The 18,021-nt window shown below is 40.1% G+C and carries 12 protein-coding genes; 11 read left to right on the plus strand and 1 reads right to left on the minus strand.

Annotated features, from left to right (window positions below):
• The 7 genes from lacZ to ACE198_RS16860 all read left to right on the plus strand — a co-directional run bounded on the left by lacZ (window position 1) and on the right by ACE198_RS16860 (window position 11,706).
• Window positions 1-3,036 carry a beta-galactosidase, LacZ type gene (gene lacZ / locus ACE198_RS16830; RefSeq protein ID WP_375376329.1) on the plus strand — a complete coding sequence of 1,012 codons (3,036 nt, stop codon included), beginning with the start codon at window positions 1-3 and terminating at the stop codon, window positions 3,034-3,036.
• 92 nt (window positions 3,037-3,128) lie between these two features.
• The gene (locus ACE198_RS16835) at window positions 3,129-5,366 is read left to right on the plus strand and encodes an alpha-galactosidase (RefSeq protein WP_375376330.1); all 2,238 of its coding nucleotides are present in this window, start codon (window positions 3,129-3,131) and stop codon (window positions 5,364-5,366) included.
• A gap of 219 nt (window positions 5,367-5,585) precedes the next feature.
• The gene (locus ACE198_RS16840; RefSeq protein ID WP_375376331.1) at window positions 5,586-6,857 is read left to right on the plus strand and encodes an ABC transporter substrate-binding protein; all 1,272 of its coding nucleotides are present in this window, start codon (window positions 5,586-5,588) and stop codon (window positions 6,855-6,857) included.
• A gap of 81 nt (window positions 6,858-6,938) precedes the next feature.
• Window positions 6,939-7,829 carry a carbohydrate ABC transporter permease gene (locus ACE198_RS16845; RefSeq protein ID WP_375376332.1) on the plus strand — a complete coding sequence of 297 codons (891 nt, stop codon included), beginning with the start codon at window positions 6,939-6,941 and terminating at the stop codon, window positions 7,827-7,829.
• 6 nt (window positions 7,830-7,835) lie between these two features.
• Window positions 7,836-8,666 (plus strand): carbohydrate ABC transporter permease, encoded by an 831-nt coding sequence (locus ACE198_RS16850; protein ID WP_375376333.1) that lies wholly within the window; start codon window positions 7,836-7,838, stop codon window positions 8,664-8,666.
• A gap of 31 nt (window positions 8,667-8,697) precedes the next feature.
• The gene (locus tag ACE198_RS16855; protein WP_375376334.1) at window positions 8,698-10,506 is read left to right on the plus strand and encodes a glycoside hydrolase family 2 protein; all 1,809 of its coding nucleotides are present in this window, start codon (window positions 8,698-8,700) and stop codon (window positions 10,504-10,506) included.
• Between the two features lie 156 nt (window positions 10,507-10,662).
• Entirely contained in the window at window positions 10,663-11,706 is a 1,044-nt protein-coding gene (locus ACE198_RS16860) for an aldose epimerase family protein (protein WP_375376335.1), read from the plus strand.
• 45 nt (window positions 11,707-11,751) lie between these two features.
• Here the strand turns inward: ACE198_RS16860 and ACE198_RS16865 are convergent, their stop codons facing one another.
• Window positions 11,752-12,930 carry an ROK family transcriptional regulator gene (locus tag ACE198_RS16865; RefSeq protein WP_251461363.1) on the minus strand — a complete coding sequence of 393 codons (1,179 nt, stop codon included), beginning with the start codon at window positions 12,928-12,930 and terminating at the stop codon, window positions 11,752-11,754.
• A 283-nt stretch (window positions 12,931-13,213) separates the two neighbouring features.
• Here ACE198_RS16865 and ACE198_RS16870 point away from each other — a divergent pair, with 283 nt between their 5' ends.
• The 4 genes from ACE198_RS16870 to ACE198_RS16885 all read left to right on the plus strand — a co-directional run bounded on the left by ACE198_RS16870 (window position 13,214) and on the right by ACE198_RS16885 (window position 18,020).
• The gene (locus tag ACE198_RS16870; RefSeq protein WP_375376336.1) at window positions 13,214-14,395 is read left to right on the plus strand and encodes a galactokinase; all 1,182 of its coding nucleotides are present in this window, start codon (window positions 13,214-13,216) and stop codon (window positions 14,393-14,395) included.
• The gene (gene galE, locus ACE198_RS16875; RefSeq protein ID WP_375376337.1) at window positions 14,396-15,385 is read left to right on the plus strand and encodes a UDP-glucose 4-epimerase GalE; all 990 of its coding nucleotides are present in this window, start codon (window positions 14,396-14,398) and stop codon (window positions 15,383-15,385) included.
• Window positions 15,386-15,396: 11 nt separating this feature from the next.
• On the plus strand, window positions 15,397-16,881 hold the full coding sequence (gene galT, locus ACE198_RS16880; protein ID WP_375376338.1) for a UDP-glucose--hexose-1-phosphate uridylyltransferase: 1,485 nt from the start codon (window positions 15,397-15,399) through the stop codon (window positions 16,879-16,881).
• Window positions 16,882-16,961: 80 nt separating this feature from the next.
• On the plus strand, window positions 16,962-18,020 hold the full coding sequence (locus tag ACE198_RS16885; RefSeq protein WP_375376339.1) for an aldose epimerase family protein: 1,059 nt from the start codon (window positions 16,962-16,964) through the stop codon (window positions 18,018-18,020).
• Window position 18,021 lies beyond the last annotated feature (1 nt).

The raw sequence follows: 18,021 nt of genomic DNA on the forward strand, positions 1-18,021 counted from the left end.
ATGTCAACAATTCCAAAACTAGATTGGCTTACGGATGTGAATGTGTTTGCTGTGAATCGACTGCCTGCACATTCCGATCACATATATTACGAAACGCTGGAACAAGCAAAACTTGAAGGTCCAATGGCTTTGCGCCATGACCTAAACGGAAATTGGAAATTTAGCTATAGCGTTAATCCGAACAATCGTCCGGAGAATTTTTACCAGGAGAACTTTAATTGTGCTGGCTGGGGGGACATCACCGTTCCTGGGCATATCCAGCTTCAGGGGTATGGAAAACCTCAATATGTGAATACCATGTACCCATGGGACGGCCTAAACGAGATTCGTCCGCCAGAAATTCCACAAGACCATAATCCGGTGGGCAGTTATGTGAAGATGTTTACTGTACCAGAAAACATGACCAATAAGCCGGTGTACATTTCTTTTCAGGGAGTAGAATCAGCGTTTTATGTGTGGCTAAACGGGAAGTTCGTCGGCTATAGTGAGGACTCCTTCACGCCAGCTGAGTTTGATCTTACCTCATTTCTAACAGAAGGTGAAAATAAATTAGCGGTCGAGGTTTACCAGCGAAGCACAGGAAGCTGGCTGGAAGATCAAGATTTCTGGCGTTTTTCAGGAATTTTCCGTGATGTCTATCTCTATACTGTACCAGAGATTCATGTTTTTGATGCAGATGTTCGTGCAGAATTGAATGCAGCTTTTACGAAAGGGACGCTTAAAGTAGACCTCAAGCTCTTGTCTGGCAGCTCTTCACCTTCAAAAATTGTAACAGAGTTGTACGATCGAGAAGGCAGCCTAGTATCTACTTGTACGATTGAATCTGGTGACGGAAAATGGTCAACAGCAATGGATGTTGAGGGTCCAAAATTATGGAGCGCAGAAAGACCGAATTTATACAAGCTTTATATACAGGTTTATAACGAAAAAGGCAATTTAGTAGAAGTGATTCCACAGAAAGTGGGCTTCCGTAGATTTGAACTTATCGATAAAATTATGCACCTTAACGGTGAACGGATTGTATTCAAGGGCGTAAATCGCCATGAATTTAATTGCCGGACCGGCCGTGCGATTACGAAGGAAGACATGCTCTGGGACATTAAAACACTGAAACAAAATAACATTAATGCAGTCCGGACGTCTCATTATCCGAATCAGAGTTATTGGTACGATTTATGTGACGAATACGGTGTCTATGTTATCGATGAAATGAACCTGGAAACGCACGGATCATGGCAAAAGATGGGGGCAGTCGAGCCGTCCTGGAACATTCCCGGGAATAAGCCGGAATGGGAGAATATTGTAATGGATCGGGCTGTTTCTATGGTTGAACGGGATAAAAATCATCCGTCCATCCTGATATGGTCGTGTGGGAATGAATCCTATGCAGGTGAAGTCATTCTTAACGTGTCTAAATATTTCAAAAGAGTGGACCCAAGCCGCTTGGTTCATTACGAAGGTGTATTTCATGCCCGCGAATATAATGATACTAGTGATATGGAGAGCCGCATGTATGCCAAGCCGGCTGATATTGAGGAGTATTTGAATGCAAATCCCGAGAAGCCATACATTAGCTGTGAGTATATGCATGCCATGGGAAATTCACTTGGCGGAATGTACAAATATACAGATTTAGAGAAGAAGTATCCAATGTATCAAGGCGGTTTTATCTGGGATTATATTGATCAATCCATTATCAAAAAAGACCGTTATGGAAAAGAATTCTTAGCCTACGGCGGCGATTTTGATGACCGTCCTACTGATTACGGTTTCTGTACCAATGGGATTGTGTACGCCAATCGGGAACTTTCACCGAAGATGCAGGAAGTAAAGTATTTATATCAAAACATCAAATTGGTACCGGATCAATCCGGAGTGACCATTCACAATGAAGGTCTTTTCGAAGATACGTCCGATTATCATTTGGAATATGTTCTCTACCATGAAGGTAAGGAAGTGTATCGAAATCAACTTGAAGTGATGGTGGCACCTCAGAGTGAAGGGCGCGTGGAATTTAACTTACCGGCCGAAAACACAAGCGCTGCTGGCGAGTATTGTATTCAAACTGCTTTTAGGCTGAAGGAAAATAAGCTTTGGGCGGACGCAGGCTATGAGGTCGCGTTTGGACAATTTGTGTATCAGGTGGAATCTTCTGAGGAACCGGTTCAGGTAAACGGGGAATTAAGGGTTGTCACTGGCGACGTTAATATCGGTGTTCACGGCCGTGACTTTACCATCATCTTCTCTAAGCAAGTGGGCAGTCTTGTCTCGCTTAACTATGCGGGGAAAGAAATGATTGCTCTTCCACCGGCCCCGTTATTCTGGCGCGCGACCACAGATAATGACCGCGGTTATTCACAAGGGTTTCATTCGGGTCTTTGGTATGCGGCTAGTCTAACACGCAAATGTGCGGGGATAGAGGTCGAAGAAGGGAAAGGTCAGGTATCGATCGCGTTTACTTATAAACTAGCAATAAGTGCAGAAGTAGATGTGAAAGTAAGTTATACCGTTCTTGCCGATGGCAGTGTCCGAGTGAAGTCAGTTTATCATGGGGCAGAAAATCTTCCGCAACTGCCGATTTTTGCCCTTTCCTTTAAGGTTCCTGCCGATTATGACCAATTAGAATGGTATGCGATGGGACCGGAAGAAAATTATTCGGACCGTGCTATGGGGGCAAGACTGGGTATTTTTAAGAACAAAGTATCAGATAATTTATCCGGATACGTGATGCCGCAAGAGTCGGGCAACCGAACAGGGGTCCGCCGGGTTAATGTAACGAATAAGCAGGGACAGGGGATCAGAATATCAGCAGCGGCTGAACCATTAGAGTGCAATTTTTCCCCATACACCGCCTTTGAACTTGAGAATGCTCAACATCAATATGAGTTGCCAAATGTTCATTACACCGTTGTTACGGTCGCAGGCAAGCAGATGGGCGTCGGCGGGGACGACAGCTGGGGTGCACCAGTGCATGATGAACATCTGATCCATGCTGACAAAGACATGGAATTCGAGTTTGTGATCAATAGAATCTAATCAATATTTAGCACTACAAGGGAAAGAGCCTGAGATTACAGGCTCTTTTCCATAAAATCAGATAAGAAGTCAAAATGTTGAAGGAGAAAGCGATGCTTATTCATGTGAATCAAGAGGACAAGCAGTTTCATTTAACAAATGGCCAAGTAAGTTATATTTTTCACGTCATGAAAAATGGGCAATTAGGCCATCTTTACTACGGTAGGGCGTTACGCCACAGAGACGATTTTTCCCATCTGCAAGTGTATGATATTCCAACAGGAGCAACCACGCATGTATATGCTGCCGACCCAGCATTTGGATTAGAGACGCTGCGTCAGGAATTCCCTGCCTACGGAAATTCGGATTTTCGCGAACCAGCAATCAGCGTTAGTAAAACCACAGCAAATCATATTCCAAATTTCACATATGAATCGTATCAGATCCTTGAAGGAAAACCTCGTATTGAAGGTCTCCCAGCAACTTATACAGAGGACAATCAAGATGCAAGTACACTTCAAATTTTCTTAAAAGATGAGTTCCTGCAAGCGGAATTGCAGTTAAATTATACTATTTTCCGTGACAAACCTGTCATCACGAGAAGTGCTTCGATAAGAAATGCGGGTGCCGAAGAGCTGGTTATTGATCGATTCATGGGAGCATCGCTCGACCTTCCGGATAAAGATTTTGTATTTACCCATTTAGCGGGGACATGGTCAAGGGAACGGCATCTAAAGGAAAGAAGACTTGAAACAGGCATTCAGTCTATTTCCAGTCTGCGCGGGGCCAGTTCTCACCACCATAATCCGTTCTTGGCACTAAGGCGGCCAGAAGCAACGGAACATACAGGGGAAGTATATGGCTTTAATTTTATCTATAGCAGTAATTTCTTGATGCAAGTAGAAGTCGACCATTACGATATGGCAAGACTTACGGTTGGGATTCATCCGTTTGGCTTCAAGTGGAATTTAAGACCGCAAGCTTCATTTCAAACCCCAGAAGTCATCATGGTTTATTCTGATCACGGATTAAACGGGATGAGTCAGGCTTTCCATTCTCTTTACCGTGAGCATTTGATTCAAGGTCAATGGAAGAAGGCCGTACGTCCCATTCTAATTAATAACTGGGAAGCCACTTACTTTGATTTCGATGAGGAAAAACTAGTGAATATTGCTAAATCTGCAAGTGAACTAGGAATAGAATTGCTTGTCCTTGATGACGGCTGGTTTGGAAAACGGAACGATGATACCTCCTCCCTTGGTGATTGGCATGTTGACTTAAATAAGCTTCCCAATGGACTGGAGAGCCTAGCAAAGAAAATTAATGAGACCGGAATGAAGTTTGGACTTTGGTTTGAACCAGAAATGATCAGTCCGAATAGTGAATTATTTAACGAGCATCCAGATTGGGCCGTAGGTATCCCAGGTCAGCACTATACATTGGGACGTAATCAGCTGGTCCTAGATTTTTCAAGACAGGAAATCGTGGATTATTTATATGATAAAATGTCCACGATTATTAAACAAACAAAGCTGGCCTATATTAAATGGGATATGAATCGAAACATCACCGAAGCTTTTTCGAATAACCTACCCGTTCATCAGCAGGGTGAATTTTTCCACCGTTATATTTTAGGAGTTTATAATCTCTATGAGCGATTAACAAGCGAGTTCCCACAAGTGTTGTTTGAATCGTGTGCGGGGGGGGGCGGACGGTTTGACCCTGGGATGTTGTATTATGCACCGCAGGCTTGGACGAGTGATGATACAGATGCGATTGAAAGGCTTAAAATCCAGTATGGTACATCCTTTGCCTATCCGGTTTATAGTATGGGATCTCATGTTTCGGATGTTCCGAATCATCAGACATTACGGTCCACACCATTACAAACAAGGGCAAACACGGCCTACTTTGGAACATTTGGATATGAATTGGACCCACTCAAATTGACCGAAGAAGAACGTGAAGAAATTAAACAACAGGTTGCCTTCTATAAAGCGCATCGACAGTTGATTCGTGATGGTCAATTTTATCGCTTGTTGAATCCATTTTCAAATAACGAAACGGCATGGATGGTGGTAAGCCAAGATCAGTCGGAGGCATTAGTTGGCTGGTATAAAGTATTAGCGACTCCGAATCCTAAGAAACAGCAAATGCTGCGACTTAGTGGATTAGACGTGTCAAAAGACTACAGGATTGCCGGGATCGAGAGAACTTATTATGGTGATGAGCTAATGTCTGTGGGATTGCAGCTTCCCACAGAGTTTAATGGTGTCAATGGCGGCAATTTTGAACGCGGGGGAGACTTCCAATCACAAGTCTTTTATTTAAAAAGTACAGACGATAAATAAATTTAACAGGGTGAATTACTAGATGGCCTCGGACTGTACCGAGGCCATTTTAATTTTATTCACAAAATAATAAATATGTTTTGACAAAAAGCGCTTCCAAGATTATGATAATACCAGAAAGTAAATTAATTTAATTAACTAATGGGGAACGAATAGTTTATAAATATTTCCTCATGCTAGAAGAAGACAAAAATTTTTACCTAAATAAGGGGGATAAAAATGGCTAAGAAAAAGAAATGGCTTGGTATAGCTTTAACTGCTGCGCTAGCTCTCGGATCTTTAGCGGGATGCTCAAGTGCGAAGGACAAAGATACTTCAGAAGGCGGAAATGGGGAGAAAATTACTTATTGGGCGCCATTCTCTGGCGCAGATGGTCCGCGTATGAAGACGATTGTTGAAAACTACAATAAGTCACAATCTAAGTATCAAGTAGATTTCCAAGTTGTTCCCCAGTCTGACTATTATAAGACGGTTGACCTTGCTTTTTCTGGACAAAAAAATGCTCCAGATTTATTAATTATGCATACTGATCAGCTGAAAAATTATGCAGATAAGAATTTATTAAAGGATTTAACTGATACTGTCGAAAAAGCAGGCGTTAAAGCAGAAGATTATGCTGAAACTGCTTGGAAGGCCGGCGATATTGGCGGTAAGCACTATACCATTCCTTTAGATATTCATCCATTAATTATGTACTATAATAAAGATTTATTTAAAGCGGCCGGTTTAGATCCAGAAAAGGCACCGACAAATCGTGAGGAGTTCCTAGCCGCTGCTAAAAAACTAACAGATTCTAGTAAGAATCAATATGGTTTTGTAGTACCAACTCTTTGGCCAAACCAATTCATTTTCCCAACTATTTTATTCCAAAATGGCGGCGAATTAATGAAAGATGGTAAGCCAAACTACAATAGCCCAGAAGCGGTTGAAGCGTTAACGTTCTATCGTGATTTGATTCATAAAGAAAAGGTGTCACCTGAAAATGTTCAACAAGATGGTGAAGTAACATTATTCTTACAAGGTAAAAACGCGATGCATTTAAATGGTCCATGGATGATGGAACAATGGGATAAAGCCGGAATTAACTATGGAGTTGCTCCAGTGCCGCAATTAGGAACAAAACAACAAGCAGTTTATGCAAATGGGCACAATTTCGTGGTACCTGCTACTGTTACAGATTCAAAAAAATTAGATGGTATTACTGATTTCTTAAAATATGTTGCTGGAAACACAATGGAGTGGGCTAAATCAGGACAAGCACCTGCTTCAAAGGCAATTTATGAACAAAGTGAAGAATTTAAAAAGATGAAGCAACAGCCAATCGTAGCTTCAGAATTTAAATATGCTAAGTTTGCTCCTGCCGTTGCCAACTGGGGTCAATTGTCTGACCCGCTATGGGCTGAAGTGAACCTTGCTCTTTTAGGCAAGAAGGATCCGCAAAAAGCATTAGATGATGCCAATAAAAAGGCGGAACAAGTTTTGAATAAGTAATCATTAAAGGAGGCGGACGGAGGTTGAAACCCGTTCGTCTCTTGTTTTTCCACTAGTAGGAAACCGAAAGGAGGAAGGTAAATGAGAAGTACAAGCTGGAAATCACAATTGACTTCAAGTCTTTTTGTACTCCCTTACTTGATTTTATTTGTTATTTTTCTTTTAATTCCAATTGGATATGGGGCATGGATAAGTTTGCATAACTGGGATCTATTAAACCCTGTCCATGAATTTGTAGGATTTAAGAACTATGCAAAGATCTTTGACACTGATTCTTATCTTAATGAACTGTTTTTCGAGGGTCTTAAAAACACCTTCCAATTCGTTGTATATAGTGTTCCTTTATTGGTTGTGGTTGGATTAGGTTTAGCATTGTTAGTAAATGCACTACCTGGTAAATTCAAAGGTTTTTTTCGTACAGTTTACTTTATTCCCTATTCTGTTTCTGTTTCAGTGGTTGCAATTATTTGGTTATGGATCCTAGATACAAACAGCGGGTTAATTAATCAATATTTACAAAAGATGAATCTGCCATTAATTCCATGGTTAACAGACATGCCTTGGGCCTGGATTTCACTTGCTATCGCGACTTTATGGTGGACAATTGGTTTTAACATGGTTATTTTTATCAACGCACTAAATGATGTTTCTGAAGAACTATATGAAGCCGGTTCTCTTGATGGCGCCAACCGCTGGCAGCAGTTTATTCATATCACGATCCCTAGTATTAAACCTACAATGCTATTTGTTGTTATTACATCAACGATTGCCTCATTTAATATTTACGGGCAGCCTTATTTAATGACACGCGGAGGTCCAGGGACTTCAACAAAGGTTTTATTAATGAATATTGTTGATGAAGCCTTTAAGCAGCGTCAATTAGGGAATGCAGCTGCCATGTCATTACTTATGGCTTTGATTATGATCGTTATCTCAATCTTGCAATTCCGAATCACTAATCGAAAGGAGTAGGTCAGCGTGCAAAAAACACCATTTAAAGTTTTCATAGTTATTCTTGCGATTATTGTTGGCCTGATTTTTATCGTTCCAATTTTATGGATGCTGGCTACTTCTTTTAAAACGGATCAGGAAGCCTTCACAGCAGGGCTAAAGTGGATTCCGAAAGTCTTTACTCTTGAAAATTATCAGTATAGCCTAGCAGGAAATTCAGATACTCCAGTCCTACAATGGATGAGCAACTCCCTTTTTGTTGGGATTATTGGGACATTAATTGTTCTAGTTGTTGACACACTTGCAGCATATGGTCTAGCTCGTTTGGATGTCCCATTTAAAAAATTGTTAATTAGCATCTTTATTGGGTCGATGACGATTCCTTGGGTAATTACGTTTTTACCACTATATATGGAGTTTAATAAGTTTGGTCTATTAGATACTTATGCAGTATTGATTCTTCCATATTCTTCAAATGCATTTGGTGTCTTTCTTCTATATCAATATTTTCGCAGCTTTCCAAAAGAACTGGAAGAAGCAGCATTTCTAGATGGTGCAAATAAATGGCAAGTTTTTGTAAAAATCGTTCTGCCATCAGCACGACCTGTTATTTGGACATTAGCTATTTTTACATTTATGGGTATATATAATGATTTCTTATGGCCTCTTGTAACGACAAATTCTCCAGAAATGAGAACTATTACAACAGGTATTGCCATCATGCAGCAGGGAAGCTTTGTTTCATCACCGGGCAGGTTAATGGCTTTGACATCGATTGCAACCATACCTGCTGTATTATTGTTTATCATTGGTCAACGTTCCTTTATTAAAGGCGTGAATCAATCGGGTATTAAATAGGATTATTTTTTCAGGAAGGATGGAGAACAACATGTCAATACCTCGTAATGAGTATCCAAGACCGCAATTGGTCAGAAAAGATTGGGTTAATTTAAATGGCGAATGGGACTTCGCTTTTGATGATAATAATGTTGGTTTAAAGGAAAAGTGGTTTCAAAATGGGGGCACTTTTGATCGGAAAATTAATGTTCCCTTTGCGTATCAGACAGAACTAAGCGGTATTAATGATCCATCATTCCATGACTTTGTATGGTATTCCCGAGAATTCACTGTATCTAAGGATTGGAATAATCAGCGGATCATCCTGCATTTTGGGGCAGTAGATTACCGTGCATGGATTTATGTAAATGGGGAGTATGTTGGTTTCCATGAAGGCGGCAATGTTTCCTTTTCGTTCGATATTACTGATCATTTAACTTGGGGCAATGAAAAGGTGGTTGTCAGAGTCGAAGATCCATCCACAGATGAAACGATTCCCAGAGGAAAGCAATTCTGGATTGAACAATCGGATTCCATCTGGTACACGAGAACGACGGGGATATGGCAAAGTGTATGGCTTGAACCGGTTAGCCCTACACATGTTTCAAAATTAAGATTAACACCCGATATTGACCGTGGAGATATAATTGTAGAATTTGAGGTCTCTGGTGAATGTATTAACAAACAAGCAGACATCGAAATTAGTTTTCAGGGTGAAAAGGTAGCAAAGGATACGATTGAGGTATTTGAACCGTATAATAAGCGTTCGGTTAATTTATATAATCGCCAAATCTTCAGAACTGCCTTCCACCATACTGGATGGAACTGGTCACCAGAAAATCCTAATTTATTTGATATCAAATTCACATTAAAAGATGGGGATAATCAGGCGATTTTAGATGAGATAGAATCCTATTTTGGTATGAGAAAGGTCCATATTGAAAATGGCATGGTTTATTTAAATAACAAGCCTTATTATCAAAAATTAGTTCTTGATCAGGGCTACTGGCCGGAAGGGTTGTTAACCGCTCCTACGGATGAGGCTTTAAAAAGGGATATTGAAATAGCCTTAGAAATGGGCTTTAATGGCTGCAGAAAGCATCAAAAAGTGGAGGATCCTCGCTTCCTTTACTGGGCAGACAAATTAGGATTCTTGGTATGGGGGGAATGTGCAGCCTTCCCGTCCTATAGTGAGGACGCTGCATCTCGATTAACCAAAGAGTGGATTGAAATCATTGAACGGGATTATAATCATCCGTCCATCGTCGCCTGGGTGCCTGTCAATGAAAGCTGGGGAGTGCCTTTTATTAAAGCGAACAAACAACAGCAGCACCACTCTTTAGCGATGTACCACCTTATTCATTCATTAGATACAACACGATTAGTCATCTCAAATGATGGCTGGGAGCTTACAGAAACCGATATCTGTGCGATTCACAATTATAATCATGGATCCAGCGATGAAAAGGTAAAATATGAAAACTTTAAAGAATCCTTACTCACAAAAGAAAATCTCTTAAGCTCAAAACCAGCTGGCCGAGGAATTTATGCAGATGGATTTGAACATAAAGGTGAACCTATCTTGTTAACAGAATTCGGAGGAATAGGATTCAAGGTCGGTGAAGACAGTGGCTGGGGCTATACATCTGTAAAGGATGAGGAAGAGTTTATTGCAGATTATCGCAGAGTAATGGAAGCGGTCTATGCTTCAAAGGGTCTACATGGCTATTGTTACACACAGTTAACAGACGTAGAGCAGGAAATCAACGGATTAGTATCTTATAACAGAAAACCAAAATGTGAATTAGCAAAAATAAAAGAAATAAATGATATGTGGCATTCCAATATTGTAAAATCTTAAGTTAGGTTATTCTGCTTGCTTTTATAAAATTGGCTATGAAGCGAAGTGCCTGGAACAGAAGTCAACAGACAAGTTTAACACAGCCATATTATTTCAAGAGGGCTCGCCAGTCGGCGAGTTTTCTTATATAACTGTAGACCGGAGGGAGTTATATTTATGAATTTGATACAAGAAAAATTTGCAGAACTTGATGGACAGACAATAACAACTTTTACGATGATTAATGATCAGGGCATGGAAGTAAGTACCATCGATTATGGCTGCACGATTACCAGGATTGTCGTTCCTGATCGTAACGGAACCCTTGAAAATGTCGTTTTAGGCTTTGATACAATCGAAGAATATCAGCAGCATTCTCCCTATTTCGGCGCCGTAGTCGGCAGGCATGCGGGCAGAATTGCTAATGCGGAATTTACCTTAGAAGGTACCACGTACCATCTCGCAAAAAATAACAATGGCAATCACCTCCATGGCGGGATAAAAGGCTTCGATAAGGTGATCTGGAATACAGAGGTAGTAGAAGAAAAAGATTCTTTGACCCTTGTATTCACTTATTTAAGTAAGGATGGAGAAGAAGGGTATCCTGGAAATTTAAAGATGAAAATATCCTATACCTTAAATAACGATAATGAGCTTCAAATATCCTATGAAGGTGTGTCTGATCAAAAAACGGTGGTTAATGTTACCAGTCATTCTTATTTTAATTTAAGCGGCAATTTAAAAAGAGACGTTCTTAATCATAAGTTGACCCTAAAAAGTAATCGATTCCTTGAGTTGGATGAAGAATTGATACCGACAGGGGAGATTCTTCCTGTAGAGAATACATCATTTGACTTTCGATCCGGCCGGAAGATTATTGAAGGAACTGACACAAATGACAGACAAAATATAATTGCAGGAAATGGATATGACCATCCATTTCTATTAACGGATAATCACAATAAGGAAATCTATCTGTTTGATGATGAGAGCGGAAGAGGATTAATCATTGAAACAAATCAGCCTGCCGTGGTTCTTTATACGGGTAACCAACTAGCTGATGACTTTTCTATTCAAGGTATCAACTCCAGAAAATACCTTGGTTTATGTTTAGAAACACAGGGTCTTCCAGACTCGCTCAATCATCCGCATTTCCCATCGGCCATTTTAGAAAAGGATCAGGGATACTATTCCGTTACTAAATACATATTTACAAATTGAACAAAAAAAGAGTTGAATCTTATGATCCAACTCTTTTTATGTTCCTTATGTTTTAAATAATTTCTTTAAAACTAATGTTACAGCTCCCAATACCATACCAGTTTTTCCTAATTCCGAACAAACCACTTTAATTTCTTCATGTGAACTTTTAAAAGTATATTTCTCTATTCTTTTTTTTAGTTGAGACAAAACAAAATCTCCTACCTTGAAAATACTCCCTTCTAGGATTATTTTCGAAGGCTTTAGAATGTTAATCATATTTGCTGCGGCTAGTCCAAGGGATTGACCAGCCTTTTCTAAGAGTGTTATAGCAAATGGGTCCCCTTGCTTAGCAGCTGTATAGACCATATTTAAGGAGAGTTCAGTACTGCCTTCTTTCAACCATTCTGTGAGAATGGTATCCTGATGATGTTTAATATCTTCCTTAGCCTTTTTTAAGATAGCAATTTCTGATGCATAGGCCTCTAAACATCCATTATTACCGCATTCGCATAGGGGACCATTCACATCTAAAATTGTATGTCCGACTTCTCCTGCTGTATAGAACGTGCTTTTATAAATTTCACTATTTATAAAGATTCCAGAACCAATCCCCCGTCCCACACTAAGACAGATAAAATCGGAAACCCCTCTCCCTTGCCCAAACCAGCTTTCAGCAATCGCTAATGCTCGTACATCATTCTCGACAATAACAGGGATATTAAATTCTTTTTCTATTCGTTCCTTCAGAGGGATATTTTCCAAATGTAAGTGTGGAGAAAAAATGGCCAAGCCTTGTTCAGAATCAACAAGTCCATGCATGGCAATACCAATTCCAAGGATTAACTCTCTTTCGAAATGTTTAGATTGAAGGACATTATGAATGCACTCGATCATCATATTCATAAATTCGGTTTTAGTTGGCAATTTAATAATATCTTTACTGAAATCGGTTACAATCTTTCCGTCCATCGTGGTAAGAATAACGCGTATAACCTCCGCTGCGGCATAGACTCCGATAATATAATAAGCGGAGTAATTAATACGGAGGAGAATTGGCTTTCTACCGCCTGACGTTGCGCTTGTTGATTGCTCCTCTATTAAAAGATTTTTCTCAATTAACTCAGCAACCAATGAACTTATGGTGGGCGGGGTTAATTTTGTTAATTTGGCAATTTCCGCTCGTGAAATCGGCTCTTTTAATCGAATCATGTTTAAAACCGTTGATTGATTAAGTAACTTCATTTTTTCGAAGCTTCCAGTTTTGGGGTCGAAACTCAAATGACATCACGCCTTTATTATCATTAGTACCCTTAAGGATTTGTTTAAAAAGGTATTATTTATTCCTACCAATTTTAACACAAATACCAAGTTAAAAATACCTCCTGCAAGATTCTATTCATAGTTTGTTTGTAAAATTTAAGTAAAAATTTTAGTAAAATACTTGAAGGATTTTACTATGGGTAGTAAAATTATGTTAATAATAAAAAGGTAACTAACAAGACCAAGACTGCTGGAGGAATTTAAAATGAACGTAATCACACTTAATAAAGTATTTTTAGATATGTTTCACGTATTGCCAAAGCAAGCCTTTTTTGCGCCTGGAAGGATTAATTTAATAGGCGAACATACAGATTACAATGGAGGTCATGTGTTTCCATGTGCCATTACCTATGGTACCTACGCTGTAGCAAGGAAGCGGGAAGACAAAGTGATTCGCCTCTGCTCTACCAACTTTCCTGAAAAAGGAATCATCGAATTTAACTTAAGCGAACTAGACTATGAGAAGGAACATAATTGGGCTAATTATCCAAAAGGGATGGTCCGTTATATTCTCGAGGCAGGATATGAAATTCCAGCCGGATTTGATTGCGTAATTGAAGGGAATATACCCAATGGTGCAGGACTTTCTTCGTCAGCATCCATTGAACTTTTAACTGGGGTGCTCGTAAATGGCCTATTTAATTTAGAAATTCCGCGCTTTGATCTCATCAAGATAGGCAAGAGGGTAGAAAATGAATTTATTGGCGTGAACAGCGGAATCATGGATCAGTTTGCGATTGGCATGGGAAAGAAAGATGCAGGTATCTTACTAGATTGCCAAACGTTGAAATATGAGTATGCACCGATTCACCTTGAAGATTACAAAATATTAATCATGAATACGAACAAACGCAGGGAATTAGCTGATTCGAAATACAACGAAAGAAGAGGAGAATGTGAAGAGGCACTTGCGCAGCTACAGCAAAAGCTGCCAATTGAGGCACTTGGTCAATTATCGGAAGCGGAGTTTGATGAAAATCAATATCTGATTACCAATGAAACAGTTCGCAAACGGGCCAAGCATGCTGTTTACGAAAACATGAGAACAATTAAGGCACTTGAAGAGCTTAAATTAGGAAATCTAGAAGCATTTGGACAATTAGTTAACCAATCACATGTATCACTAAGAGATGATTATGAAGTGACAGGAGTGGAATTGGACACTTTAGTTGAAGCGGCATGGAAACAGACAGGTGTTCTTGGTGCGCGCATGACAGGTGCAGGATTCGGCGGCTGTGCAATTGCGATTGTTAGAAATGGAGAAGTTGATAACTTTATTGAGAACGTAGGAGCTGCTTATCTGGACAAGATTGGCTACGAGGCAGAATTTTATGCAGCAAGCATTGGTGATGGGGCGAAGGAAATTCGACTGGAGGAGACAATTTAAATGAGTATTCTTGTGTTAGGCGGTGCAGGCTATGTCGGTTCACACGCTGTATACCAGTTACTTGATCAAGGTTATTCAGTCGTTGTCATCGATAATTTGCAAACGGGCCATGAGGAGGCAGTTCATCCAAAGGCTAATTTTTATAGAGGAGATATCCGCAGCCGCGAGTTTATGCGTTCTGTTTTTGAAAAAGAAAGTATTGAAGCGATTTTGCACTTCGCCGCGAATTCCCTTGTCGGAGAGTCGATGGTTGAACCGTTAAAATACTTTGATAACAATGTCTACGGAACACAAATCGTGCTTGAAATGATGAAAGAGTTTGGCATTAAGCATATCGTTTTTTCATCAACCGCCGCGGTTTATGGAGAGCAAAAAGTTGTCCCGATTACAGAGGAGGCTGCAACCGTTCCAACGAATACGTATGGTGAAACCAAACTGGCTATGGAGAAAATGATGGCTTGGTGTGAAAAGGCTTTTGACCTTAACTATGTTTCGCTTCGCTATTTTAACGTGGCATCAGCAAGAAGTGACGGACAAATTGGGGAGGACCATAACCCGGAAACTCACCTGATTCCAGTTGTTCTGGAGGCAGCAATTGGGAAAAGACCAGCAGTGACGATATTTGGTGAGGATTATGATACGGCAGATGGCACTTGTGTCCGAGATTATATTCATGTCGAGGACTTAATTGATGCCCACATATTAGCCCTCCGCTATTTACAAAATGGCGGTCAGAGTAATGTTTTCAATCTTGGCTCAAGCAAAGGATTCTCGGTAAAAGAAATTGTTGAGACGGCTAAAGAAGTGACGGGTATTGATATTCCTGTGAGAATCGGTGAGCGTCGATCGGGTGACCCGAGTACGTTAATTGCCTCTTCGGAAAAAGCACAAAAGGTGTTGGGATGGAATCCTTCAAGAACATCGATTCAACAAATTATCAGTAATGCCTGGAACTGGCATCAGCATCACCCTAATGGATATCAGAAATAGAGGGGATCATAATGATTTATAAACTTATACAACAATTAATTAATCAAGCTATTACCACTCAATTAATCGAGCGGGAAGATGAAATCTATGCGCGCAATCAAATTTTGGCATTGCTTAAGCTAACTGAGTTTAAGGAAGAGGAACTAGCGGAGAGCAATCACTTTGAAATCCCAGATTTACTTGAATTAATCGTGGACTATGCCTGCAATCAAGGGGTCATTGAAGATTTATTTGATGAAAAAGAGATTTTTTCAAGTAAAATAATGAACTGTTTTACTGCACGCCCATCCACTATCAATCAAGTGTTTTATGAAAAATATACGCAAGATCCAAAGGAAGCAACCGAGTATTTTTATGAGTTAAGTAAAAATAACAATTACATTCAAATGAAGCGTATTCGTAACAATATCGAGTATAAAACCGCCACAGAATATGGTGAACTTGATATTACGATTAATTTATCAAAGCCTGAAAAGGATCCTAGAAGTATCGCACTCGAGCTGTCAGTGCAAAAAACGGATTATCCGAAATGTCTGCTCTGTGTTGAAAATGAGGGATACGCAGGCAGAGTCGGTCACCCGGCCCGCTCCAATCACCGAATGATTCGCATCAATCTATTAGATCAGCCGTGGTACTTCCAATATTCACCGTATGTGTATTACAATGAGCATTGTATTGTCCTATCAGAAAAACATACCGATATGGTCGTTAGTGCCTCGTCTTTTTTACGGTTATTGAGCTTTGTTGAACAATTTCCGCATTACTTTGTGGGCTCAAATGCGGACCTGCCAATTGTCGGCGGTTCGATTTTAACCCATGATCATTATCAAGGTGGGAATTATCAATTTGCGATGGCGAAAGCCGATGATGACTGGACATTTAATATGGCTGGTTATCCAGACGTAGATTGTTCCGTGGTTAAATGGCCGATGTCAGTTATTCGCCTCCGTTCTGCTTCAATAAGCGCGCTTGTTGAAGCGGGTTCACATATTTTTGAGCAATGGAAAAATTACAGTGATGCGACGCTTGAAATTTTGGCGAGGACCGGAGAGACGCCGCATAATACAGTGACCCCGATTGCCCGGAAAAATGGAGGTGTTTTTGAACTGGACTTGGTGCTTCGTAATAATCGAACAAGTGAGGAGCATCCGCTGGGTATTTTCCACCCACATGCCGATGTCCATCATATTAAAAAGGAAAATATCGGCCTAATTGAAGTAATGGGGCTGGCTGTTTTACCTGCACGATTAAAGGCTGAACTCGGAGAAGTAGAAAATTACATCCTAAGTAAAGCATCAGATGTAGCAGATTACCATTTAACCTGGGCAGAAGCGCTAAAAGCACGCTATCAAGATATTGCTAATGAAGCGAATGTCGAACGCCTTGTGAGAGAAGAAGTAGGAAAGAAATTCTTAAGAGTCTTGGAAGACGCAGGTGTGTTTAAGCGGGATGAGGCAGGGAACGCAGGATTCCAGCGTTTTATCACTTCTTTATAAAAAAATGAATCGAATTTTGGGATTTTAGTGTAAGGGGAAACTGTAATTAACTACTTTCTGAAAAATATGGAGTGATATCGATGAAAATATTAGATAGAATATTCGGCAGTTACGAGGGAGAGTCCGTTACAGAATATACTTTAGTCAACGATTATGGCATGGAGGTCTCTTGTCTGAATTTTGGTTGTGTCATTACGAAAATCATCGTCCCTGACCGCCATGGAAACTTTGAAAATGTAGTACTTGGTTTTGATAACTTCGAAGATTACACAGAATGGTCACCTTATTTCGGTGCAGTTTGCGGCCGGGTTGCCGGAAGAATTGGCGGTGCAAGTTTCGAATTGGACGGGAAAGAATATCAGCTTGCAGACAATAACTACCCCAATCATCTGCACGGAGGCAAGAAGGGTTTTAACTCTGTGATTTGGAAAACTGAAATTATTGAGAAAGAAAATGCTGTCGGGCTGAAGTTTTTTTATCATAGCCCTGACGGTGAAGAAGGCTATCCTGGCAATCTAGACACCACTGTTACGTACATTCTAAATAATAAAAATGAACTCGATATTTCTTACGAAAGTAAAACTGATCAAAAAACGTTAGTCAACTTAACGAATCACTCGTATTTTAATTTAAGTGGGAATATAAAAAGAGATTGTTCGGAACACATTCTTAAGGTAGATAGTGATCGATTTTTAGAGTTGAGAGACGATCTTATCCCTACTGGTAAGTTGATTGATTCTAAAAATACCCCCTTTGATTTTAAGTATGGCAGAAGGTTGAGTTCTGGGCTGAATTCATCTTATCCGCAAAACGTACTTGTCGGAAAAGGTTATGACCACCCACTTGTTTTTAGACAAGAGGGAGAAAATAGGATGATTCTAAGCGACGAAGAAAGCGGCCGCTCGCTTCTTATTACGACCGATCAGCCATGCGTTGTCCTTTATACAGGGAATTTTCTAGAAGGTCCTTATTCTATTTCAGGTGTCAGAGCGGAGAATTATTTGGGTGTTTGCCTGGAAACGCAAGGGTTTCCTGATGCCATCCATCATCCAGAGTTTCCTTCTGTCATTTTAAATCCAGAGGAAGTATACCATTCCAGAACAGTGTATCGTTTTTTTGCTAATACATTAGGAGACTGAT

Source organism: Neobacillus sp. KR4-4, assembly GCF_042136325.1.
Lineage (GTDB): Bacteria > Bacillota > Bacilli > Bacillales > Cytobacillaceae > Neobacillus.